Source organism: Billgrantia sp. C5P2, assembly GCF_051062895.2.
In genome coordinates this window covers 4,463,905-4,485,861 of the sequence record NZ_CM128542.1, presented here as the reverse complement: position 1 = coordinate 4,485,861, position 21,957 = coordinate 4,463,905, and the positions used below count along the sequence as shown (strand labels likewise).

Here is a 21,957-nt window from a genome sequence, read left to right as displayed (position 1 = left end):
CGGGCTTTTTTGTGGAGTGCTCGCAGCCCGAGGCTCGGCGCCGGCGCGTCAGCGCCTAGTGCCGGCCGTGGTGCCCCTCGAAGCGCTTGACGTTGGACAGCTTCGGGTTGGCCTGGGGGTTCCTGCGGTAGAGCAGCGCCATCTTGCCGATGGTCTGCACGCGCTCGGCACCGCTGGCGGCCAGCAGTTCCTCGAGCATGGCGGTGCGGTCGTCGCGCTCCGGCAGGGCCAGCTTCACCTTGATCAGCTCGTGGTCGGCCAGCGCCCGGTCGAGTTCGGCCAGCACGCCCTCGGAAACACCGTTCTCCGACACCGTTACCACCGGGTTGAGATGGTGACCGATGCTGCGGAATGCTTTCTTTTGTGCCTGTGACAAGCTCATGGTATCTTGCGTCTTCCCGGTTGCGCGTAACCTGCCATGGTACGGTGAAATGCGCGCCGGCGAAAGCATGGCGAGGCCTGAGTTCGGCCTCGGCCAGCTCCGCGTCATACCGAACCGGGCCGGCGTGCCTACGCAACGTTCGGAATCTTCAGTCAAGGTGATCGTGTGGTCCGATCCACTTCCTCGCCCCGCGGTGGCAAGCAGGCTGCCAGCAAGAGTTCGGCCTCCTGGCTCAGGGAGCACTTCGATGATCGTTTCGTGCAGCAGAGCTGGCAGGACGGTTATCGCAGTCGCGCCAGCTACAAGCTGCTTGCGCTCGACGAGAAGGATCGCCTGTTCAAGCCGGGCATGACGGTGATCGATCTGGGGGCGGTGCCCGGCGGGTGGAGCCAGGTGGCGGCGGACAAGGTCGGCGATCGGGGCATGGTGATCGCTTCCGATATCCTCGAGATGGACGCCCTGGCCGGCGTCGAATTCATCCAGGGCGACTTCACCGAGGAGGCCGTGCTCGAGGCGATCCTCGCTGTGCTGGACGGTCGGCCGGTAGACCTTGTGATGTCCGACATGGCCCCCAATATGAGTGGCATGAGCGCCATCGACCAGCCCCAGGCGATGTACCTGGTGGAGCTGGCCCTGGACCTGGCGCGCCAGACCCTGCGTCCCGGTGGCCGATTCCTGGCCAAGGTGTTCCAGGGCGAGGGTTTCGATGCCTACCTGAAGGAGCTGCGCGACAGCTTTTCCAAGGTGGTGACACGCAAGCCGGAAGCCTCTCGCGCCCGTTCGCGCGAAGTCTACCTGCTGGCGGATGGTTTCCGTGGCTGAGTCGGTTTCATCGGCTCGGCATTTCCCGACCAGCCAGACTGGTCCTGATAGCGACAGACTAACGGTGCAATGACCGGACAGCGCGGCCCAACTGTGTCACAGTGGGGCCAGGAAGGTCGGGGTGGAACATGCCATGCCCGCCTGTGGTCAATAATGCCAGGCGTTATGGCCGAGAGATGCTTGCAATGAGGGTGGTCCCTTGAACGATATGGCGAAGAACCTGATCCTGTGGTTGGTCATCGCGGCAGTGCTGCTGACGGTGTTCAACAACTTTTCCGTCGATGGCACGCCGCAGACGATGAACTACTCGCAGTTCGTCCAGCAGGTGCAGAACCAGCAGATCCGCAGCGTGACCATCGATGGCTACACCATCAATGGTGAGCGTGCCGACGGTTCGCAGTTCCAGACCATCCGGCCGGCGGCGGAAGACCCCAAGCTGATGGATGACCTGCTCTCCAACAACGTGACCGTCATCGGCCGTGAGCCGCAGCAGCAGAGCCTGTGGACGCGCCTGCTGATCGCCAGTTTCCCGATCCTGCTGATTCTCGCCATCTTCATGTTCTTCATGCGGCAGATGCAGGGCGGCGCCGGTGGCAAGGGTGGGCCGATGAGCTTCGGCAAGTCGAAGGCCAAGCTGCTCTCCCAGGACCAGATCAAGACCACTTTCGCCGACGTGGCCGGCTGTGACGAGGCCAAGGAGGAGGTCGAGGAACTGGTCGACTTCCTGCGCGACCCCTCCAAGTTCCAGCGCCTGGGCGGCACCATACCCCGCGGCGTACTGATGGTGGGCCCGCCGGGCACGGGCAAGACGCTGCTGGCGAAGTCCATCGCCGGCGAGGCCAAGGTGCCGTTCTTCTCGATTTCCGGTTCCGACTTCGTCGAGATGTTCGTCGGTGTGGGCGCTTCCCGCGTGCGCGACATGTTCGAACAGGCCAAGAAGCAGGCGCCCTGTATCATCTTCATCGACGAGATCGACGCCGTGGGTCGTTCGCGCGGTGCAGGTATGGGCGGCGGCAACGACGAGCGTGAGCAGACCTTGAACCAACTGCTGGTGGAGATGGACGGCTTCGAGGCCAACGAAGGCATCATCGTCATCGCCGCCACCAACCGTCCCGACGTGCTTGATCCGGCGCTGCTGCGCCCGGGCCGCTTCGACCGCCAGGTGGTGGTGCCGCTGCCCGATATCCGCGGTCGCGAGCACATCCTCAACGTGCACCTGCGCAAGGTCCCGCTGGCCGATGACGTCAAGCCGTCGCTGATAGCGCGCGGCACGCCGGGCTTCTCCGGCGCCGATCTGGCCAATCTGGTCAACGAGGGGGCGCTGTTCGCCGCGCGGCGCAACAAGCGCCTGGTCGGCATGGAGGAGCTGGAGCTGGCCAAGGACAAGATCATGATGGGCGCCGAGCGCCGCTCCATGGTCATGACCGACAAGGAGAAGCTCAACACCGCCTATCACGAGTCGGGCCACGCCATCATCGGCCTGGTGATGCCGGAACACGACCCGGTCTACAAGGTCACCATCATCCCGCGTGGCCGCGCCCTGGGCGTGACCATGTTCCTGCCCGAGGCCGATCGCTACAGCCTGTCGCGCCAGCAGATCATCAGCCAGATCTGCTCGCTGTTCGGCGGACGCATTGCCGAGGAGATGACGCTGGGGCCGAATGGCGTCACTACCGGGGCCTCCAACGACATCAAGCGCGCCACCGAGCTGGCCCACAACATGGTCGCCAAGTGGGGCCTCTCCGAGGAGATGGGGCCGATCATGTACGACGAGGACGAGTCGCACCAGTTCCTCGGCGGCCCGGGCCAGAGCGGCGGCAAGCTCAAATCCGGCGAAACCACCACCCGCCTCGACAAGGAAGTACGCAAGATCATCGACGAGTGCTACGCCAAGGCGCAGCAGATCCTCGAGGAGAACCGCGACAAGCTCGATGCCATGGCCGAGGCGCTGATGCAGTACGAGACCATCGATGCCGACCAGCTTCGCGACATCATGGAAGGCCGCAAGCCGCGGCCGCCCAAGGACTGGGAGGACGGTGACTCCGGCAGCGGCGCTCCCGTTACCGGCGAGGCCGAGCCCAAGGGCGCCGACGAGCCCGTTCAGGAACCGACCGACGGCGATGGCGATCGTGGTGACGAGGACGAAGACGAGGAGCCGCGCCGCCGTCCCTCCGACCCGCTGGGCGGTCCAGCCGGGTCGTGACGACCCGGCATGAAGCCAGGCGCCCCATCGGGGCGCCTTTGCCGTGTGCTCCCGTGTCCAGGCCCGTGCCATAGGATCCATGACATGACCGACACCCCCTCGCCGACCTGGCTGCCCTGTGGGCGGCATCGCCTCGACCTCTCCTACCCCCGGGTCATGGGCATACTCAACGTCACTCCCGACTCTTTCTCCGATGGCGGTCGCCATGTCGCCATCGACGACGCGCTGCGCCATGCCGAGCGCATGCTGGCCGAGGGGGCGGCGATCATCGACGTGGGTGGAGAATCGACCCGCCCGGGAGCCCAGGCGGTCACGACGCAGCAGGAGCTGGACCGGGTGGCGCCGGTGGTCGAGCGGCTGGTCTGCGAACTCGATGCGCTGGTGTCGGTGGATACCAGCAATCCCGAGGTGATGCGTCAAGCCGCAGCGCTGGGCGCCGGCATGATCAACGACGTGCGCGCCCTCACGCGCGAGGGAGCATTGGAAGCGGCACTGGGCACAGGCCTGCCGGTGTGCCTGATGCACATGCAGGGCGAGCCGCAGGACATGCAGCAGGCGCCCCGTTATGATGCCCCCATCGAAGAGGCGGTCATCGGCTTTCTCGAAGCGCGCGTGGCGGCCTGCGAGGCCGCCGGGCTGCGCAGCGAGCGCCTGTTGCTCGACCCCGGCTTCGGTTTCGGCAAGACCGTCGAGCATAACCTGCGCCTGCTCAAGCGCATGGATCGCTTGTCCCGCCTGAACCTGCCGCTGCTGGTGGGGCTGTCGCGCAAGAGCTTGATCGGCAAGGTGCTGGGGCGACCGGTGGAGGAGCGCCTGCCCGGCGGTCTGGCGCTGGCGTCGCTGGCGGTCGAGCGGGGTGCCCGCATTCTTCGCGTCCATGACGTTGGCCCGACCATGGACGCCGTGAACATGACCTGGGCCGTGCTAAGGGAAGGCTGCGAGAATGACTAGAAAATACTTCGGTACGGATGGCATACGCGGAACGGTCGGCGAGTACCCCATCACCCCGGACTTCATGCTCAAGCTGGGCTGGGCCATGGGTCGGGTGCTGGCGCGTGAGTCGGGTCGCTCGAGGGTATTGATCGGCAAGGACACGCGCATCTCGGGCTACATGTTCGAATCGGCGCTCGAGGCGGGGCTATCGGCGGCCGGCGTCGACGTGGCGCTGCTGGGGCCGATGCCCACGCCGGGTATCGCCTACCTGACGCGGACCTTCCGCGCCGATGCCGGGATCGTCATCTCGGCCTCGCACAACCCCTTTGCCGACAACGGCATCAAGTTCTTCTCCAGTGAAGGGACCAAGCTCGCCGATGCGATCGAAGAGCGCATCGAAGCAATGCTCGATGAACCGTTGACCACGGTGGCGGCGGGCAAGCTGGGCAAGGCGATGCGTATCGACGATGCCGCAGGCCGCTACATCGAATTCTGCAAGTCGACCATCCCCAATCGCGTCAGCCTGCACGGGCTGCGCATGGTGCTTGACTGCGCCCACGGCGCCACTTACCACATCGCTCCCAGCGTGTTTCGCGAACTCGGCGCCGAAGTCAGTCTGGTCGGGGCCACCCCCGACGGCCTCAACATCAATCGCGACGTCGGCTCCACCTCGCCGGCCACGCTGCGCGCCGCGGTGATCCAGCAAAGCGCCGATCTGGGCATCGCCTTCGACGGTGACGGTGATCGGGTGCTGATGGTCGATGCCAACGGGCGCGAGATCGACGGCGACGACATCCTCTACCTGATCGCCCGCGACCGTCACGAGCGCGGCCAACTGATCGGCGGCGTGGTCGGTACCCTGATGACCAATTTCGGGCTGGCCATGGCGCTCGAGGAGATGGGCATTCCCTTCGAGCGCGCCAAGGTGGGCGACCGCTATGTGGTGGAGCGATTGGCCGCCAACGGTTGGCAGCTCGGCGGCGAATCCTCCGGTCATATCGTCTGTGCCGACGTGCAGAGCACCGGTGACGGTATCGTGTCGGCGCTGCAGGTCCTGGCACTCATGGTCAGCGAGGGCAAGCCGCTCCAGACCTTGCTGGCCGGGCTGGAGAAGGTACCCCAGGTGCTGGTCAACGTGCGTCTGACGCCGGGCAGCGATGCCAAGGCGCTGATGGCGAGTCCGGCCGTTCAGGAGGCAGTGGCCGGCGTGGAGGCGGAGCTGGGCGCCGAGGGCCGCGTGCTGCTGCGCCCGTCCGGCACCGAACCGCTGATTCGTGTGATGGTCGAAGGTCGGGCGCACCTCGATGTCGAAGGGTTGGCGAGCCGCCTGGCCTCACAGGTCGAGAACGAGTTGGGTTGACATCCGCTGCGACGGTTGTCTTGGCCTGGCACCTCCTATACCATTTCGCTCCACTTTGAAAGAGGACGCCGAATGCGAACGCCGCTGATCGCCGGGAACTGGAAGATGAACGGTTCGGCCGCGCTGGTCGAAGAGTTCGGCCGTGCCTTTGCCGAAGCGACGCTCCCGGCGCCGCTGGACGTGGTCATCCTGCCGCCCTTTCCCTACCTGGATGCGGCGCGACGCGCCTTCGACGGCACTGCGCTGCGGCTGGGTGCTCAGACATTGAATCCGCTCCACTCCGGTGCCCGTACCGGCGAGGTGAGCGGTCGAATGCTCAAGGAGTTCGGCGTCGAATACGCTCTGGCGGGTCATTCCGAGCGCCGCCAGCTCTACCGCGAAGACGACGAGGCCGTGCATGATCGGCTGCTGGCGGCGCTGAACGCCGATATCACGCCGATCCTGTGCGTCGGCGAGACCCTCGAGGAGCGTGACGCGGGCAAGACCCTGGAAGTCGTGCTACGCCAGGTGGGCTACGTGATGGCGCGCCTGGAACCCGGTCAGCGCGAGCGTGTGATCATTGCCTACGAACCGGTCTGGGCCATCGGGACCGGGCGCACCGCTTCGCCGGGGCAGGCTCAGGAGGTCATGGCCGCCATCCGGGAATACCAGGCCGGCTTCGACCGTGAACTCGCGGCAGGCCTGCGCCTGCTGTACGGCGGCAGCATGAACGCCGGCAACGCGGCTGAGCTGTTGGCTCAGCCCGACATCGACGGCGGCCTGGTGGGCGGCGCTTCGCTCAAGGTCGACGATTTCCTAGCCATTTGTCAGTCAGCAGGTTGAACCCATGCAAGTTGCCATTCTCATGATCCACGTGGCGATCGCCATCGCCCTGGTCGTTCTCATCCTGCTACAGCAGGGCAAGGGTGCCGAAGCCGGCGCCGCCTTCGGTGGTGGCGCCTCGCAGACCGTGTTCGGCTCGCGCGGCTCAGGCAGTTTCCTGTCGCGTACCACTGCGTTACTCGCGGCAGCTTTCTTCGCCACCTCGCTGACCCTGGCCTATTTTGCCAGCCAGGCGGGCCAGGCACCTGAAGCGGGCATTCCCGACTCGCGCCTGATCGAGCAGCAGCGCGGGTTGCCGACGCTTGACGACGACGCCAATGACGTGGATAATACCGCGCCAGTGCTGGAGGAAAGCGACGGCTGAGTCGCGGTTCCGGCAGTCAAACAAGCCGAAGTGGTGGAATTGGTAGACACGCTATCTTGAGGGGGTAGTGACCTTATGGTCGTGCGGGTTCAAGTCCCGCCTTCGGCACCATCTGAAACGCTGCGGTCCCATGGGGTCGCGAGTCGTCAGAAGCAGGATTGGCACCAGGAAGAATGTAGGCGCCGGCTTGACTTAGGCCTGTATCGCGCCTACAATCGCCGACCTGGAATGTTGCGGGGTGGAGCAGTCTGGTAGCTCGTCGGGCTCATAACCCGAAGGTCATCGGTTCAAATCCGGTCCCCGCTACCATCTTCCGGCAAGCGTCCGAATGGGATGCAAGATGCCGTAAGTGGTACTACAGGTTTCTTGTGAAAGGCCCCTTCCTGTGAAGGGGCTTTTTGTTAGCAGCATACTGCCGGTTCCGGCCGGCAGTGCTTGTTCGGGCAACGCCAATCAGCCACCTAGCTTTCCTGTTCACTCCCGGCCAGGTGCCTGATGCAACGGCTGTAGGAGCTTTCTCTGTGGCACTCAAGGACGCTGCGCTGTATGCGCTGATCGAGCCGGTGGTAACCGCCATGGGTTTCGAGCTCTGGGGCATCGATTATCGCCCCCAGGGCAAGCACTCCCGCCTTGTGATCTACATTGATCATGCCGACGGTGTGAGCGTGGATCACTGCGCCGATGTCAGTCGCCAGGTCAGTGCCGTGCTCGACGTGGAGGATCCCATTCCCGGGGAGTATCGCCTGGAGGTGTCGTCGCCGGGCATGGACCGTCCGCTCTTCACCCTCGACCAGTTCGCACGGTTTGCCGGACATCAGGTGGCGCTGAAGCTGCGCGTACCGTTCGACGGGCGGCGCAAGTTCCAGGGGTTGCTGGCCGGCGTCGAGGAAGACGAGGTGCTGCTGCAACTGGACGGCGAAGAGTACTGCTTTCCGATCGAAAGCATCGATCAGGCGCGGGTGGTTCCCCGGTTCGAAGACTGAGTCGCCGGCCAAGGCTGGTGCACAAGAACAGGTTTTCTGGCGAGGCATAGGCATGAGTAAAGAAATTCTGACGGTCGTGGATGCGATCTCAAATGAGAAGGGCGTTCCGCGCCAAGTGATCTTCGAGGCCGTCGAAGCGGCACTGGCGAGTGCGTCACGCAAGCGCTTCGAAGGGCACGAGGTCAGCGTACGCGTGCACATCGATCGCCAAACCGGCGACTACGAGACCTTCCGCCGCTGGGAAGTGGTGGAGGATGACGAGTTCGAGAACCCTGACGCCGAGATCAAGCAGTCCTTCGCCGAGCGCCGCGATCCCCCGCTCACGCTGGGCGACGTGGTCGAGGAGCAGATCGAGAACGCCGCTTTCGGGCGCATTGCGGCCCAGACCGCCAAGCAGGTCATCGTGCAGAAGGTGCGCGAGGCCGAGCGTGCCGAAGTGGTACGGCAGTATGCCGAACGCGAAGGCGAGCTGGTGGCCGGCATCGTCAAGAAGACCACCCGCGACGGCCTGATCATCGATCTGGGCGACAATGCCGAGGCCTTCCTGCCGCGTAGCGAGATGATCCCCGGCGAGCGCTACCGCATGAATGACCGTGTACGTGCGCTGCTGACCAAGGTCGATGCCGAGGCGCGCGGCGCCCAGCTGATCCTGTCGCGCACCTGCCCCGAACTGATCATCGAGCTGTTCAAGATCGAGGTGCCGGAGATTGCCGAGCAGCTCATCGAGATTAAGGGCGCGGCGCGTGACCCTGGCTCGCGGGCCAAGATTGCGGTCAAGACCAACGACCGCCGCATCGATCCGGTCGGCGCCTGCGTGGGCATGCGCGGTTCCCGCGTCCAGGCGGTATCGAGCGAGCTGCAGAACGAGCGGGTCGACATCATCCTGTGGGACGACAATCCCGCCCAGCTCGTCATCAATGCCATGGCGCCGGCGGACGTCGGCTCGATCCTGGTCGATGAGGATGCCCACGCCATGGACGTGGCGGTGGCCGAGGACAACTTGGCTCAGGCCATTGGCCGCAGTGGCCAGAACGTACGTCTGGCCTCCGAACTCACCGGCTGGCGAATCAACGTCATGACCGAGGATGAGGCGGAAGACAAGCGCGAGCAGGAGATCGATAGCCTGGTCGAGCATTTCATTCAGCATCTGGAGATCGAGGACGACCTCGCCCGGCTGCTGGTGGAGGAGGGCTTCACCACGCTGGAGGAAATCGCTTACGTGCCCCTCGAGGAGATCCTCGAGATCGAGGAGCTCGACGAAGAGTTGGTGGAAGAATTGCGCGCTCGCGCCAAGGATGAGCTGCTGACGCTGGCCATCGCCTCCGAGGAGGCGCTGGACGGCGCACAGCCGGCCGACGACCTGCTGGAGATGGACGGCATGGAGCGTCACCTGGCCTTTATCCTGGCGAGCCGGGGCATCGTCACCATGGAGGACCTCGCCGAGCAGTCCGTCGACGATTTGATGGACATTGAGGGCATGGACGAGGAGCGCGCTGCAGCACTGATCATGACTGCCCGTGCGCCCTGGTTCGAGAACGAACAGTAAACGGGTCACGGGCTGAGGAGGGTCGAGATGTCGGAAATGACCGTTAAGGATTTTGCAGCGAAGGTGGGGCGCGACGTGCCTCGCCTGCTGGAACAGATGAAAGAAGCCGGGCTCGAGCACAAGTCCGAAAGCGATGCCGTGTCCGAAGAGGACAAGCGCAAGCTGCTCGACTACCTGACCAAGAGTCATGGCGGTAGCGGCGCTGGTGCCGGCGCGCGCAACCGTATCACGCTGACGCGCAAGACTCGCAGCCGGATCAAGACCGGGGAGCGGGGCAAGACCATCGAGGTTCAGGTGCGCAAGAAGCGTACCTACGTCAAGCGTGCCGAGGAGGAAGAGGCCTCTGCGCCCGAGCTGGTGGAAGAGAGCGGACCGCGCCAGCTGGTGGGCGACATGGCCGACTCGCAGGCCAAGCGTGAGGCTCAGGAGGCACTGGAAGCCGAGCAGGCCGAAGCGCGTGCCGCCGAGCAGGCGGCCAGCGAGGAGGCAGCCAAGGTCGAGCCGTCCCGGGCTGCTGCCGAGCCCGAGGTTCCGGTTCCCGAGTTGGAGGCGTCCACTGAGCCGGCCGGAGAATCCGAGCCGCCGGCGCCGCCCAAGGAGGGCCGCACCGATCGCCGCACCGCGCCGCCCAAGAAGGCTTCGGCCAAGAAGGGGCGTCACGACCGCGAGGAGGACGACCGCGGTGATCGCGAGGAGCGTCGCCGTGGCGGTGGCAAGAAGGTCAAGCGCGCCGAGCGCCGCGGCGGGCGCCGCGGGGGCAGCCAGGGCGGCGGCAAGCACGGCTTCCAGAAGCCGACGCAGCCGATCGTGCGCGAGGTCTCGATCCCCGAATCGATCAGTGTTGCCGAGCTGGCAGACAAGATGTCGATCAAGGCGAACGAGGTCATCAAGACCATGTTCACCATGGGCGCGGCGGTAACCATCAACCAGACCATCGATCAGGACACCGCGGCCATCGTGGTCGAGGAGATGGGCCACAAGCCCAAGCTGATCAAGGACGACGCGCTCGAGACCGAAATGCTCGAAGGCATCTCCTACGAGGGCGAGGAGATCACCCGTTCGCCGGTGGTCACGGTGATGGGTCACGTCGACCACGGCAAGACCTCGCTGCTCGACTACATCCGCAAGGCCAAGGTGGCCACCGGCGAGGCTGGCGGCATCACCCAGCACATCGGTGCCTACCACGTCGAGGACCAGCACGGCGGCGTGACCTTCCTCGATACCCCTGGCCACGCGGCGTTCACCGCCATGCGTGCCCGCGGTGCCAAGGCCACTGACGTCGTCATCCTGGTGGTGGCGGCCGACGACGGCGTCATGCCGCAGACGGTCGAGGCGATCGAGCACTCCAAGGCGGCCGAAGTGCCCATGGTGGTGGCGGTCAACAAGATCGATAAGCAGGGCATCGACCTGGACCGAATCAAGAACGAGCTCTCGCAGCACGGCGTGATCTCCGAGGAGTGGGGCGGCGACACCCAGTTCGTGCACGTCTCCGCACATACCGGCGAAGGCATCGAGGAATTGCTGGAAGCGATCCAGTTGGTCTCCGAGGTGCTCGAGCTCAAGGCGGTGCCGGAAGCGCCAGGCAAGGGCGTTGTGGTCGAGTCGCGTCTCGACAGGGGGCGTGGCCCGGTGGCCACCGTGCTGGTGCAGAACGGCACTCTGAAGCGCGGTGACATCGTTCTCGCCGGCTTGCACTACGGCCGCGTGCGTGCGCTGACCAACGAGCTCGGCCAGCAGGTCGAGGAGGCGGGTCCCGCCATGCCGGTGGAGATCCAGGGCCTCGACGGTACCCCGGATGCCGGTGACGATTTCATGGTCGTGGCCGATGAGAAGAAGGCTCGCGAGGTTGCCAACTTCCGTCAGGGCAAGTATCGCGAAGTGCGTCTGGCCCGCCAACAGAAGGCCAAGCTGGAGAACATGTTCAGCCAGATGGGCCAGGACGAGGTGGCCAAGGTCAACATCGTGCTCAAGGCCGATGTGCAGGGCTCGCTGGAAGCGATCAAGGGTGCCCTCGAAGAGCTCTCCACCGAGGAAGTGCAGGTGGCCGTGGTCTCCTCAGGCGTGGGCGGCATCACCGGTACCGACGCCAACCTGGCGCTGGCCTCCGAAGCCATCGTGGTCGGCTTCAACGTGCGTGCCGATGCTGCTGCCCGCGAGATCATCGAGCGCGAGGGGCTGGATCTGCGCTACTACAGCGTCATCTACCAGCTCATCGATGAGGTCAAGCAGGCCATGAGCGGCATGCTGGCACCTGAGTGGAAGGAAGAGATCGTCGGTGTGGCCGAGGTCCGCGACGTCTTCCGCGCGCCCAAGATCGGCGCCGTGGCCGGCTGCATGGTGGTCGAGGGCAGCGTGCATCGCAACAAGAAGATCCGCGTACTGCGCGACAACGTGGTCATCTACGAGGGCGAGCTCGAGTCGCTGCGTCGCTTCAAGGACGATGTCAACGAAGTGCGTAGCGGCATGGAGTGCGGCATCGGCGTGAAGAACTACAACGACGTCCAGGTCGGCGACAAGATCGAAGTCTTCGATCAGGTCAAGGTCGAGCGGACGCTGTAATCGCAGCGGGAGTGGAGCATGCGGGAGTTCAAGCGTACCGACCGGGTCGGTGACCAGCTGCAGAAGGAGCTGGCCGTGCTGATCCAGCGCGAGGTCAAGGACCCGCGCCTGGGCATGGTCACCGTCAGTGGGGTCACGGTCAGCCGTGACCTCGGCTATGCCGACGTTTACGTGACCCTGCTGGGCGAGGATAGCCCCGAGCGCATCAAGGAGAACCTCAAGGTACTCAAGCAGGCGGCAGGCTTCCTGCGCAGCCAGATCGCCCGGCGCATCAAGCTGCGCCACGTGCCGGAACTGCGCTTCCACTACGATGAAAGCGTGGTGCGCGGTCAACGGCTCTCTTCGCTGATCGACGAGGCGGTCGAAAGCGACCGTTCCCGTCATCCTGACGAGGAAGGCGAGCCGGGTGGCGGCGACGAGGGAGAGCGCGGCTGATGGCGCGGCGGCGTCGCGGCCTGCCGGTCAACGGCGTGCTGCTGCTCGACAAGCCCAAGGGCGCCTCGAGCAATCACGCCCTGCAGCGGGCCCGGCGTCTGCTGCAGGCGCAGAAGGCGGGCCACACCGGCACGCTGGACCCCATGGCGACCGGGCTGCTGCCGGTGTGCCTGGGCGAGGCGACCAAGTTCTCGGCCCACCTGCTCGAGGCCGACAAGGTCTACCGCACCCGGGTGCAGCTCGGCGCGGTGACCGATACCGGTGACGCCGAGGGCGAAGTGGTCGAGCGCTGCGATGTGCCGCCACTCACGGCCGAGGACGTCGAGCGGGTGCTCGAGCGCTTTCGCGGTGAGATCGACCAGACGCCGCCAATGTACTCTGCGCTCAAGCATCAAGGGCGCAAGCTCTACGAGCTGGCCCGCGAGGGCAAGAGCGTCGAGCGTGCAGTACGGCGTGTGACGGTGTATCATGCCCGGCTTCTTGCCTTCGAGAGCGATGCCTTCGAGCTCGAAGCGCGGGTCAGCAAGGGCACCTACATCCGCACCCTGGCCGAGGATATCGGTCGTGCGCTCGGCTGTGGGGCGCATATCACCGCCCTGCGCCGGCTCGCCACCGGCCCCTTCGATAGCGAGGGGATGCTGGCCCTGGATGCCCTCGAGGCGTTGCCGGGCCAGAGCGAGCGCGAGGCCGCGTTGCTGCCGGTCGACGTGCTGGTGGCGCACCTGCCGCGGCTCGATGTGAATGAAGCGGCAAGACAGCGGCTCATGCACGGCCAGGCGGCCGGCGTCGAGCCTACCGCTCTCGCCCCTGGGGCGACGGCGAGACTCTACAGCGGCGAGGTCTTCATCGGCCTCGGCGTGGTGAAGGGGCCACAGGAGGTGGCTCCCAAGCGGCTGCTCAGTACGGCAGCCGACTGAGACGCGGCTTGATCGCGTCTCACAAGGAGAAACGCCCGAGACTGCAAATATGCGTGGTCTCACAAATTCACGTTTCAGGCATATTGCTTACTGGAGAAACAGATGGCACTTACCGCTGAACAGAAGGCCGAAATCGTCAAGGAATACGGCCGAGGCGACAACGACACCGGTTCCCCCGAGGTTCAGGTGGCCCTGCTGAGCGCCAATATCGACGGCCTGCAGGATCACTTCAAGACCAACAAGCAGGATCACCACTCCCGTCGTGGTCTGATCCGCATGGTCAACCAGCGCCGCAAACTGCTGGACTACCTGAAGCGCAAGGATCTCTCGCGCTATCAGGCTCTTATCCAGCGCCTCGGCCTGCGCCGCTAAGAAAAAGGGTATTTCGTAACGCGAAATTCGCTTTTTTCTACGGCACTTCGAAACGGGCAGCCCCACAGGGGGCTGCCCGTTTTGCGTTTCCGGGGCCGAAAACGGTGGTATAGGTGGCTCTCACGCGCGTCAACCCCTAAAATGGTCGCCGAGTCAAAAGACCCATACATGAGTAGAGACAAGTTGAAGGAAGTCGCCGTGAATCCGGTCAAGAAAACGTTTCAGTACGGTCGCAGCACCGTCACCCTGGAAACCGGGCGTATCGCTCGCCAGGCCACCGCTGCCGTCATGGTCACCATGGATGACACCGTGGTGTTGTGCACCGTGGTCGCCAAGAAGGACGTCAAGCCAGGCCAGGACTTCTTCCCCCTGGCGGTGTTCTATCAGGAGAAGACCTACGCGGTGGGCAAGATCCCCGGCGGCTTCTTCAAGCGCGAGGGGCGTCCCACCGAAAAGGAGACCCTCACCTCGCGGCTGATCGACCGCCCGATTCGCCCGCTGTTTCCCAAGGGCTTCATGAACGAGGTGCAGGTCATCTGTACGGTGCTCTCCACCGACCGCAACCATGACCCCGACATTGCCGCCATGCTCGGCACCTCCGCGGCGCTGTCGATCTCCGGCGTGCCGTTCAAGGGCCCCATCGCTGCCGCACGCGTCGGCTTCAATGAGGACAAGGGATATTTCCTCAACCCCACCGTGGAAGAACTGACTGGCTCAGAGCTGGACATGGTCGTCGCTGGTACCGAGAAGGCCGTGCTGATGGTCGAGTCCGAGGCCGATGAACTGCTCGAGGATGAAATGCTGGGGGCCGTACTCTTCGGCCATCAGGAGATGCAGGTCGCCATCCGCGCCATCAACGAGCTCGTCGCCGAAGCCGGCAAGCCCAAGTGGGACTGGCAGCCACCCGCGGAAAACACGGCGCTCAAGCAGGCCATTGCCACGGCCTTCGAGGCCAAGGTCGGCGAAGCCTACCGCATCACCGACAAGATGGCCCGTCAGGACGCCCTCGCCGCGCTCAAGGAGCAGGCGGTCGAGCAACTGGCCGGTGAGGAAGAGGGCCAGTTCGACGCCGACGAGGTCAAGGGTGCCTTCGCCGGCCTCGAGAAGCGCGTGGTGCGTAGCCGCGTCGTCAGGGGCGAGCCACGCATCGACGGGCGCGACCAGAAGACCGTGCGCCCCTTGGCCATCGAGGTGGGCAGCCTGCCCAAGACCCACGGCTCGGCGATCTTCACCCGCGGCGAGACCCAGGCGATCGTCATCGCGACCCTGGGCACCCTGCGCGATGCCCAGTTGATCGAGTCGCTGGAAGGCGAGCGCAAGGACCGCTTCCTGCTGCACTACAACTTCCCGCCCTACAGCGTGGGCGAGGCCGGTTTCATGGGCGGCCCGAAGCGCCGCGAGATCGGTCACGGCCGTCTGGCCCGGCGTGGCGTTCAGGCGATGCTGCCCGACGAGGCGGACTTCCCCTACACCATTCGCGTGGTATCGGAGATCACCGAGTCCAACGGCTCGAGCTCCATGGCCTCGGTGTGCGGTGCGTCACTGGCGCTGATGGATGCCGGCGTGCCGATGAAGGCACCGGTCGCGGGTATCGCCATGGGTCTGGTGAAGGACGACGACGGTTTTGCCGTACTCACCGACATTCTCGGTGACGAGGATCACCTCGGCGACATGGACTTCAAGGTGGCAGGCAGCGCTGCCGGCGTCACCGCCCTGCAGATGGACATCAAGATCGAGGGTATCAACGAGGAGATCATGGAGGTCGCCCTGCAGCAGGCCCATGAGGCCCGCCTGCACATTCTCGAGCAGATGAACACGGTGATCGACCAGAGCCGCTCCGAGGTCTCCGAGAACGCGCCCTCGATGGCTACCATCAAGATCGACCCGGAGAAGATCCGCGACGTCATTGGCAAGGGTGGTGCCACCATCCGCAAGATCTGCGAGGATACCGGCGCTTCCATCGATCTGGACGACGATGGCACCGTGCGCATCTACGCCGAGGACAAGGCGGCGGCCAAGAAGGCCATCGACATCGTGCTGTCGATCACCGCCGAGGCCGAGATCGGCAAGCTCTACCGCGGCAAGGTGGTACGCATCGCCGACTTCGGCGCCTTCATCAACATCATGCCGGGTACCGACGGCCTGGTGCACATCTCGCAGATCGTGCCCGAGCGGGTCAACGACGTGCGCGATTTCCTCAACGAGGGTGACGAGGTGGTGGTCAAGGTGCTCGACATCGACAACCGCAACCGCGTGAAGCTCACCATCAAGGAGATCACGCCGGAAGAGAAGGCCGCCTTCGAATCCGAGCAGGCCGAGACCGCGCTGTAAGCGTCACTCGAAGCAGAAAAGCGAACCGCCCCCATGGCCATGCCATGGGGGCGGTTTTTTTGATTGCCGTCACGCTGCTAGCGCAGCGACTTTACCTTTCAATCGCCAGGGCAACGCCTTGGCCGCCACCGATACACAGCGTGGCCAGGCCCTTCTTGGCGTCGCGGGCGATCATCTCGTGCAGCAGGGAGACCAGCACGCGGCAGCCGGAGGCGCCGATCGGGTGGCCCAGGGCAATGGCGCCGCCGTTGACGTTGACCTTGGAGACATCCCAGCCGAGTTCCTTGTTGACCGAGAGCGCCTGGGCGGCAAAGGCCTCGTTGGCCTCGACCAGGTCGAGATCGTCCAGGCTCCAGCCGGCCTTCTCCAGGCAACGGCGGGTGGCCGGCGCCGGGCCAATGCCCATGATCGCCGGGTCGACACCGGCATTGGAGTAGGCGGCGATGCGCGCCAGCGGCTCGAGGCCGAGTTCGCGCGCCTTGTCGGCGGAGCAGATCATTACCACAGCAGCGCCGTCGTTGAGCGAGGAGGCGTTGCCGGCGGTGACGGTGCCGTCCTTCTTGAAGGCGGGTTTCATGGTGCCGAGTTTTTCGGCGGTGACTTCGCGCGGGTTCTCGTCGGTGTCGAAGATCACCGGGTCGCCCTTGCGCTGGGGAATCTCCACGGGAACGATCTGGCCCTTGAAGCGGCCCTCCTTGATGGCCGCGGCGGCCTTCTGCTGGGAGGCGGCGGCGAACTCGTCCATGGCCTCGCGGGTGATAGCGTACTTCTCGGCCAGGTTCTCGGCGGTGATACCCATGTGGAAGTTGTTGAAGGCGTCCCACAGGCCGTCGTGGACCATGGTGTCGATGGCCTTCCAGTCGCCCATGCGCTGGCCGTTGCGCGAATTGGGCAGTACGTGGGGCGAGGCGGACATGTTCTCCTGGCCGCCGGCGAGGATCAGCTCGGCGTCGCCGCAGCGGATCGCCTGGGTCGCCAGATGCAGCGCCTTGAGGCCGGAGCCGCACACCTTGTTGATGGTCATGGCGGGTACGGCCGCGGGCAGGCCGGCCTTGATGGCGGCCTGACGCGCCGGGTTCTGGCCCACACCGGCGGTGAGCACCTGGCCGAGCAGCACCTCGTCGACCTGGTCGGGGGCCACACCGGTGGAGGCCAGGATGTCCTTGATTACCAACGCACCGAGGTCGCTGGCAGGGATGCCGGCAAGCGACCCCCCGAAGGAGCCGATGGCGGTACGGCGAGCGGCAACGATCACCACATCTTGCATTGGAATTCTCCTGAGTCGTTCACGGACGCTGAGGGACCAGCATAGGCGACTATTGTGCGCTGCGACAATGCCTCATCGGGAAATGGCCCCTCTCACGTGTCGCCAACCGTGCCGCTGGCCGTCAGGCGAACTGGACGGGAATGGCATGGCTGGTATGGCTGACGACATTACCCTCCTGCAGATAGACGAGGCTCGGATGATGGTTATCCAGTTCGGCCTCGCTGTAATGAGCATAGCTGCAAATGATCACGCGGTCGCCGGGGCCGGCCAGGTGAGCGGCGGCGCCGTTGATCGAGATGACCCGGGAACCCTCTTCGGCCCGTATGGCATAGGTGGTGAAGCGCTGGCCGTTCTCGACGTTGTAGATCTGGATCTGCTCGTTCTCGCGGATGCCGGACATGTCCAGCAACTCGCCGTCGATGGCGCAGGAGCCTTCGTAGTTGAGCACGGCATGGGTGACGCGGGCCATGTGCAGCTTGGCCTTGAGCATGACGGTGAACATGCGGGCTTCTTCCTCCGGGTGCGTACGAACGCCGCCTCAGCGCGGCAGGGTCAGGGTCAGGTTGTCGATCAGGCGGGTCTTGCCCAGGCGGGCGGCCGCAAGCAGGACGGCCTCGCGGGTAGTGGGGGTGGCCGGCCCCAGGTCGGCGGCTCGCAGCTCCAGGTAGTCGGGCTCGAAACCGGCCGTGCGCAGCCGGGCCATGCCGGTTTCCAGGGTGGCATCGACGGGCTCGCCGGCCTCGAGTGCCACGCGCAGCGTGGTCAGGATGCGCTGCAGCTCGGGTGCCGTGGCACGCTCGGCGGTGTCGAGGTAGCCGTTGCGCGAGGAGAGCGCCAGGCCATCTTCTGCACGTACGATGGGAACGCCGACGATCTCGATGGGGAAATGCAGGTCCTCGACCAGTTTGCGGATCACCGCCAGCTGTTGATAATCCTTCTCGCCGAAGCAGGCCACGTCGGGCTGCACCAGGTTGAACAGGATGCTGACCACGGTGGAGACACCGTCGAAATGGCCGGGCCGTGAGCCGCCGCACAGCCCTTCGCTGACGGCGGGAACGCAAACGCGGGTCTGGTTGTCCAGCCCGCGGGGGTAGAGCGTGGTCACCGTGGGAGTGAACAGCAGATCGCAGCCGGCCGCCTCGAGCTTCGCCTGATCGTCGGCCAGGGTGCGCGGATAGGCATCGAGATCCTCGCCCGCACCGAACTGAAGCGGGTTGACGAAAATGGTGGCCACGACAACGTCGGCATGCTGCTGGGCGGCGTCCACCAGCGACAGGTGTCCGTCGTGCAGGTTGCCCATGGTCGGCACGAGGCCGATGCGCTGTCCTCGATGGCGATATTCGCCGAGAATCTCACGCAGCGCAGGAATGTCTCGCAGAGTACGCATCAGCGGGCCTCCTGGATTGGAACGAGCGGAACTAGAAGCTGTGCTCCTCGGCCGGGAAGCGGCGCGCTTTGACGTCCTCATGATAACGACGGAAGGCGCCGGCGATGTCGTCGGCCTCGGCCATGAAGTTCTTGACGAAGCGCGGCGTGCGGCCATGGGTGACACCGAGCACGTCGTGCATGACGAGAATCTGGCCGTCGGTGTCCGGGCCGGCACCGATGCCGATCACGGGCACGTCGAGGGCCTCGGTGATCGCGCGGCCGAGGCTTGCCGGCACGCACTCGAGCAGAATGACCGAAGCCCCGGCGTCGACCAGGGTACGGGCGTCCTCGAGGATCTGTGCGGCGCGCTCGGCGTCGCGACCCTGGACCTTGTAGCCACCGAGCTGGTAGACCGTCTGGGGTGTCAGGCCCAGGTGGGCGCACACGGGCACACCGCGGCGGGTCATTTCGCGAATGCCTTCGGCCATCCACGCCTCGCCTTCCACCTTCACCAGCTCGGCACCGGCGCGCATCAGCTCGCCGGCATCGTTCAGCAGTCGATCGGTGCTGGCATTGCTCATGAATGGCAGGTCCACCATCAACAGGCTCGTGTCCTTGGCGCGTGCCACGCAGCGAGTGTGGTAACAAATATCGTCGAGGGTCACCGGGAGGGTGCTGGCGTGGCCCTGCAAGACCATGCCCAGCGAATCGCCGACCAGCAGCACTTCGATACCCGCTTCGGCGGCGGTGCGCGCGAAGGAGGCATCGTAGGCAGTCAGGCAGCTGAAGGTCTCACCTGCGCGCTTGTAGGCCTGCAGTGTGCTTAGCGTGATGGTTTTCATGGCGTGCTCTCGTTGTGTCTCGGGCGACCGGCGTGGAGCCTTGGCGCCGGTGCTGCGCGTGATTGTTACCAGAATAAGACGGTCGTGTCGACTGGTAACACCTCGCTCCTCAGTTCGCGTTCTCAGGTAACACTTCGATCTCGCCAGGCGTAGCAAGCGCTCCCGCCAGCTCCGCGATGCGACGCCCGTCGGGTAGCGGCAGGCGCGGCGACAGCTCGGCAAGAGGCAACAGCACGAAGGCACGGGCTGTCATTTCAGGGTGCGGCACTTGTAGCCGTGGCAATGTCAGGGTCTCGTTACCGTACAGTAGCAGGTCGAGATCCAGGGTGCGGGGTCCCCAGTGACGCTGGCGAATCCGCCGGTGACGCTGTTCCAGCGCTTGCAGTTGGTCGAGCAGGGCGAGGGGGGAAAGCCGGGTGCCTAGATGCGCGACGGCATTGATGAAGTCCGGCTGGTCCTGAGGGCCGACCGGACGGCTGGCATACAGCCGCGATGCAGCCAGGCACCGGGTCAGCGGTAGGGAGTCGAGTTCATCTAGCGCGCGGCGGACCTGATCGGCGGGGTCGTCGAGATTGCTACCGAGCCCGACATACACGTGGACTAGCGGTGTCATGAAGGGTTGGGGGGACCACGCCGACGACGCTTGCGGGGGCGCCGGCGACGCGGGCTGTTGTCACCGGGAGGGCCGGTGTCGGCACCGGCCTTCTCCAGCAGCCGCCTCTGCTCGTGCTCGTCACCCTCCTGATAGGCCGTCCACCATTCGCCGAGACCGGGCTCGATCTCGCCAGCGGCCTCGCGCAGCAGCAGGAAGTCGTAGGCGGCACGGAAGCGTGGATGCTCGCGGGTCTGCAGGGCGCGCTTGCCGCGTCGTTGGGGCAGGCGTTGCTGCAGGTCCCAGATGTCGCGCATCGGCATGCTGAAGCGTTTGGGAATCGAGATATGCTTCAATTGGCGCGACAGGACCTGCTGTGAAGCGAGCTGCAGCGCTGGTATGGGTGGCATGCCCTCGGCTTCCAGCGCCGCCTGACGGTGCTGGACGGGCCCCCACAGCAGGGCGGCGAAAAGAAAGGCCGGGGTCACCGGTTTCTCTTCGTGGATCCGTCGGTCGGTGCTGGCCAGGGCCTGCTCGATGAGTGATTCCGCCCAGGGCAATTCGGCCATGGCCTCGTCGGTCTCGGGGAAGAGCATGGCGAACAGGCCGTAGTGGAGCAGCAGGCGGAAGGTTTCCACGCCATGGCCGGCCATGAACAGCTTGAGCACTTCGTCGAACAGCCGGGCAGGAGGAATCTGCAGCAGCAGCGGGGCCAGTTTGCCGATCGGTGCTTCCGAGTCCGGAGCGATATGGAAATCGAGCTTGGCCGCGAAGCGAACCGCACGCAGCATGCGTACCGGATCCTCACGGTAGCGAACGGCAGGATCACCGATCAGGCGCAGGGTGCGCGACTCGATATCGTGCATGCCGTCGGCAAAGTCATGGATGGAGAAATCGGCGATGCTGTAGTAGATCGCGTTGACGGTAAAGTCGCGGCGAATGGCATCTTCCTGAATGTTGCCCCATACGTTGTCGCGCAGCAGCAGGCCATGTTCCGATTGCTGGGCAATGTGGTCGCCGTGGTCGTCGCCGTGGGTGCCGCGAAAGGTGGTCACTTCGATGACTTCGCGGCCGAAACGCACATGCACGATGCGAAAACGCCGGCCGATGATGCGAGAGTTGCGAAACAGCTCCCGCACCTGTTCAGGCGTGGCATTCGTCGCGACATCGAAATCCTTGGGCATCCTGCCGAGCAAGGAGTCGCGAATACAGCCGCCCACCAGGTAGGCCTCGAACCCGGCGTTATGCAGACGATAGAGTACCTTCAGGGCCGATTCGCTGAAGTGCTGACGCGAAACGGGATGCTGATCGCGAGGGATGATTCGAGGGCCGGCCTGCCCTCCGGAGGCATCCTGGGGGCCGAAGAGTGTCCTGAGGTGTGTGCCAGGGCTCTGCAGAAAGCGGGTAAATCCTTTGAACATGCGGTGATTTCGACTCGCAGTGTGCGAAAGTTGTAGAGTGTAGCCGACCACCGACACCTTGCAAAGCGGCGGACGAATTCGCCGCAAGGAACTGGCAGGAGAACACAAAGCAAAAGAGGAGGCCGTTGGGCCTCCTCTGACAAGCTAAACGGTGCTGCGTCCTTGCGGCTGTTTCTTCTTCGTGATGGCGCATCGCCTTGAATACGCACCACAGTCACCAAGAGTCACAGGCAACAATGTTGTTGTGATTGTTGACGTTCCTGGTTGCGACCGCCTCGTATTCAAAACAATAATCCAACCACGACGGCACAGGAGGTATGCCTGCCTTCGGCTTGTTGATGTTATTGCCGAAGGTGCGCTTTTGCGGCCGTTGTTCTTGTTGGAGGCCGGGGTTGGCGCGTCGCGTCCTGATGGATCCGGTGCTTCGCTCAGGTCTTG

20 protein-coding genes and 2 tRNA genes are annotated in these 21,957 nt (G+C 64.8%); 15 read left to right on the top strand and 7 right to left on the bottom strand.

Annotation, left to right across the window (positions count from 1 at the left end; all coding sequences use genetic code 11):
- Nucleotides 1-55: 55 nt before the first annotated feature.
- Nucleotides 56-382 (bottom strand): ribosome assembly RNA-binding protein YhbY, encoded by a 327-nt coding sequence (yhbY, locus tag ACRWQA_RS20905; protein WP_263581628.1) that lies wholly within the window; start codon nt 380-382, stop codon nt 56-58.
- Nucleotides 383-547: 165 nt separating this feature from the next.
- On the opposite strand from yhbY, the gene rlmE reads away from it, so the two are divergent.
- The 15 genes from rlmE to pnp all read left to right on the top strand — a co-directional run bounded on the left by rlmE (nt 548) and on the right by pnp (nt 16,029).
- Nucleotides 548-1,204 (top strand): 23S rRNA (uridine(2552)-2'-O)-methyltransferase RlmE, encoded by a 657-nt coding sequence (gene rlmE, locus ACRWQA_RS20900; protein WP_434230968.1) that lies wholly within the window; start codon nt 548-550, stop codon nt 1,202-1,204.
- A 199-nt stretch (nt 1,205-1,403) separates the two neighbouring features.
- Nucleotides 1,404-3,407 carry an ATP-dependent zinc metalloprotease FtsH gene (ftsH, locus tag ACRWQA_RS20895; RefSeq protein ID WP_263581626.1) on the top strand — a complete coding sequence of 668 codons (2,004 nt, stop codon included), beginning with the start codon at nt 1,404-1,406 and terminating at the stop codon, nt 3,405-3,407.
- 84 nt (nt 3,408-3,491) lie between these two features.
- On the top strand, nt 3,492-4,358 hold the full coding sequence (gene folP / locus ACRWQA_RS20890) for a dihydropteroate synthase (RefSeq protein ID WP_446326223.1): 867 nt from the start codon (nt 3,492-3,494) through the stop codon (nt 4,356-4,358).
- Nucleotides 4,351-5,700 carry a phosphoglucosamine mutase gene (gene glmM, locus ACRWQA_RS20885; protein ID WP_263581625.1) on the top strand — a complete coding sequence of 450 codons (1,350 nt, stop codon included), beginning with the start codon at nt 4,351-4,353 and terminating at the stop codon, nt 5,698-5,700. The genes folP and glmM overlap by 8 nt, the downstream gene beginning before the upstream one ends.
- A 72-nt stretch (nt 5,701-5,772) precedes the next feature.
- On the top strand, nt 5,773-6,522 hold the full coding sequence (tpiA, locus tag ACRWQA_RS20880) for a triose-phosphate isomerase (RefSeq protein ID WP_434232751.1): 750 nt from the start codon (nt 5,773-5,775) through the stop codon (nt 6,520-6,522).
- A 4-nt stretch (nt 6,523-6,526) separates the two neighbouring features.
- On the top strand, nt 6,527-6,886 hold the full coding sequence (gene secG, locus ACRWQA_RS20875) for a preprotein translocase subunit SecG (RefSeq protein ID WP_263581623.1): 360 nt from the start codon (nt 6,527-6,529) through the stop codon (nt 6,884-6,886).
- Nucleotides 6,887-6,910: 24 nt separating this feature from the next.
- Nucleotides 6,911-6,997, top strand: a tRNA-Leu gene (locus ACRWQA_RS20870).
- A 121-nt stretch (nt 6,998-7,118) separates the two neighbouring features.
- Nucleotides 7,119-7,195 (top strand) — tRNA-Met (locus ACRWQA_RS20865).
- 212 nt (nt 7,196-7,407) lie between these two features.
- Complete coding sequence (rimP, locus tag ACRWQA_RS20860) at nt 7,408-7,869, top strand: ribosome maturation factor RimP (protein ID WP_263581622.1); 462 nt, start codon at nt 7,408-7,410, stop codon at nt 7,867-7,869.
- A 52-nt stretch (nt 7,870-7,921) separates the two neighbouring features.
- Nucleotides 7,922-9,415 (top strand): transcription termination factor NusA, encoded by a 1,494-nt coding sequence (gene nusA / locus ACRWQA_RS20855; protein WP_263581621.1) that lies wholly within the window; start codon nt 7,922-7,924, stop codon nt 9,413-9,415.
- 27 nt (nt 9,416-9,442) lie between these two features.
- Nucleotides 9,443-11,974 (top strand): translation initiation factor IF-2, encoded by a 2,532-nt coding sequence (infB, locus tag ACRWQA_RS20850; protein ID WP_434231522.1) that lies wholly within the window; start codon nt 9,443-9,445, stop codon nt 11,972-11,974.
- A gap of 18 nt (nt 11,975-11,992) precedes the next feature.
- A complete protein-coding gene (rbfA, locus tag ACRWQA_RS20845; protein WP_263581619.1) occupies nt 11,993-12,409 on the top strand; it encodes a 30S ribosome-binding factor RbfA in 417 nt (138 codons plus the stop codon).
- On the top strand, nt 12,409-13,326 hold the full coding sequence (gene truB, locus ACRWQA_RS20840; RefSeq protein WP_434231520.1) for a tRNA pseudouridine(55) synthase TruB: 918 nt from the start codon (nt 12,409-12,411) through the stop codon (nt 13,324-13,326). Before rbfA ends, truB begins: the two co-directional genes overlap by 1 nt.
- Nucleotides 13,327-13,428: 102 nt before the next feature.
- On the top strand, nt 13,429-13,698 hold the full coding sequence (gene rpsO, locus ACRWQA_RS20835; protein ID WP_263581617.1) for a 30S ribosomal protein S15: 270 nt from the start codon (nt 13,429-13,431) through the stop codon (nt 13,696-13,698).
- 198 nt (nt 13,699-13,896) lie between these two features.
- Nucleotides 13,897-16,029 (top strand): polyribonucleotide nucleotidyltransferase, encoded by a 2,133-nt coding sequence (pnp, locus tag ACRWQA_RS20830; RefSeq protein WP_263584028.1) that lies wholly within the window; start codon nt 13,897-13,899, stop codon nt 16,027-16,029.
- A gap of 91 nt (nt 16,030-16,120) precedes the next feature.
- On the opposite strand, the gene ACRWQA_RS20825 is transcribed toward pnp, so the two are convergent.
- The 6 genes from ACRWQA_RS20825 to pcnB form a co-directional block, all read right to left on the bottom strand.
- On the bottom strand, nt 16,121-17,296 hold the full coding sequence (locus ACRWQA_RS20825) for an acetyl-CoA C-acetyltransferase (protein WP_263581616.1): 1,176 nt from the start codon (nt 17,294-17,296) through the stop codon (nt 16,121-16,123).
- Nucleotides 17,297-17,417: 121 nt separating this feature from the next.
- Nucleotides 17,418-17,798, bottom strand: coding sequence for an aspartate 1-decarboxylase (panD, locus tag ACRWQA_RS20820; protein WP_263581615.1), 381 nt, complete (start codon nt 17,796-17,798; stop codon nt 17,418-17,420).
- Between the two features lie 36 nt (nt 17,799-17,834).
- Complete coding sequence (panC, locus tag ACRWQA_RS20815) at nt 17,835-18,683, bottom strand: pantoate--beta-alanine ligase (RefSeq protein WP_263581614.1); 849 nt, start codon at nt 18,681-18,683, stop codon at nt 17,835-17,837.
- A gap of 31 nt (nt 18,684-18,714) precedes the next feature.
- Nucleotides 18,715-19,506: a 3-methyl-2-oxobutanoate hydroxymethyltransferase gene (gene panB / locus ACRWQA_RS20810; protein WP_263581613.1), complete on the bottom strand. Its 792-nt coding sequence runs from the start codon at nt 19,504-19,506 to the stop codon at nt 18,715-18,717.
- Between the two features lie 109 nt (nt 19,507-19,615).
- Nucleotides 19,616-20,119 carry a 2-amino-4-hydroxy-6-hydroxymethyldihydropteridine diphosphokinase gene (folK, locus tag ACRWQA_RS20805; protein WP_434231515.1) on the bottom strand — a complete coding sequence of 168 codons (504 nt, stop codon included), beginning with the start codon at nt 20,117-20,119 and terminating at the stop codon, nt 19,616-19,618.
- A complete protein-coding gene (gene pcnB / locus ACRWQA_RS20800; protein ID WP_263581611.1) occupies nt 20,116-21,519 on the bottom strand; it encodes a polynucleotide adenylyltransferase PcnB in 1,404 nt (467 codons plus the stop codon). The genes folK and pcnB overlap by 4 nt, the downstream gene beginning before the upstream one ends.
- Nucleotides 21,520-21,957 lie beyond the last annotated feature (438 nt).

Bases quoted from the DNA above. Each gene is read 5' to 3' on its own strand.
- yhbY (WP_263581628.1), bottom strand. From the start codon at position 382: ATGAGCTTGTCACAGGCACAAAAGAAAGCATTCCGCAGCATCGGTCAC.
- folP (WP_446326223.1), top strand. From the start codon at position 3,492: ATGACCGACACCCCCTCGCCGACCTGGCTGCCCTGTGGGCGGCATCGC.
- glmM (WP_263581625.1), top strand. From the start codon at position 4,351: ATGACTAGAAAATACTTCGGTACGGATGGCATACGCGGAACGGTCGGC.
- tpiA (WP_434232751.1), top strand. From the start codon at position 5,773: ATGCGAACGCCGCTGATCGCCGGGAACTGGAAGATGAACGGTTCGGCC.
- secG (WP_263581623.1), top strand. From the start codon at position 6,527: ATGCAAGTTGCCATTCTCATGATCCACGTGGCGATCGCCATCGCCCTG.
- nusA (WP_263581621.1), top strand. From the start codon at position 7,922: ATGAGTAAAGAAATTCTGACGGTCGTGGATGCGATCTCAAATGAGAAG.
- infB (WP_434231522.1), top strand. From the start codon at position 9,443: ATGTCGGAAATGACCGTTAAGGATTTTGCAGCGAAGGTGGGGCGCGAC.
- rbfA (WP_263581619.1), top strand. From the start codon at position 11,993: ATGCGGGAGTTCAAGCGTACCGACCGGGTCGGTGACCAGCTGCAGAAG.
- truB (WP_434231520.1), top strand. From the start codon at position 12,409: ATGGCGCGGCGGCGTCGCGGCCTGCCGGTCAACGGCGTGCTGCTGCTC.
- rpsO (WP_263581617.1), top strand. From the start codon at position 13,429: ATGGCACTTACCGCTGAACAGAAGGCCGAAATCGTCAAGGAATACGGC.
- ACRWQA_RS20825 (WP_263581616.1), bottom strand. From the start codon at position 17,296: ATGCAAGATGTGGTGATCGTTGCCGCTCGCCGTACCGCCATCGGCTCC.
- panD (WP_263581615.1), bottom strand. From the start codon at position 17,798: ATGTTCACCGTCATGCTCAAGGCCAAGCTGCACATGGCCCGCGTCACC.
- panC (WP_263581614.1), bottom strand. From the start codon at position 18,683: ATGCGTACTCTGCGAGACATTCCTGCGCTGCGTGAGATTCTCGGCGAA.
- panB (WP_263581613.1), bottom strand. From the start codon at position 19,506: ATGAAAACCATCACGCTAAGCACACTGCAGGCCTACAAGCGCGCAGGT.
- folK (WP_434231515.1), bottom strand. From the start codon at position 20,119: ATGACACCGCTAGTCCACGTGTATGTCGGGCTCGGTAGCAATCTCGAC.
- pcnB (WP_263581611.1), bottom strand. From the start codon at position 21,519: ATGTTCAAAGGATTTACCCGCTTTCTGCAGAGCCCTGGCACACACCTC.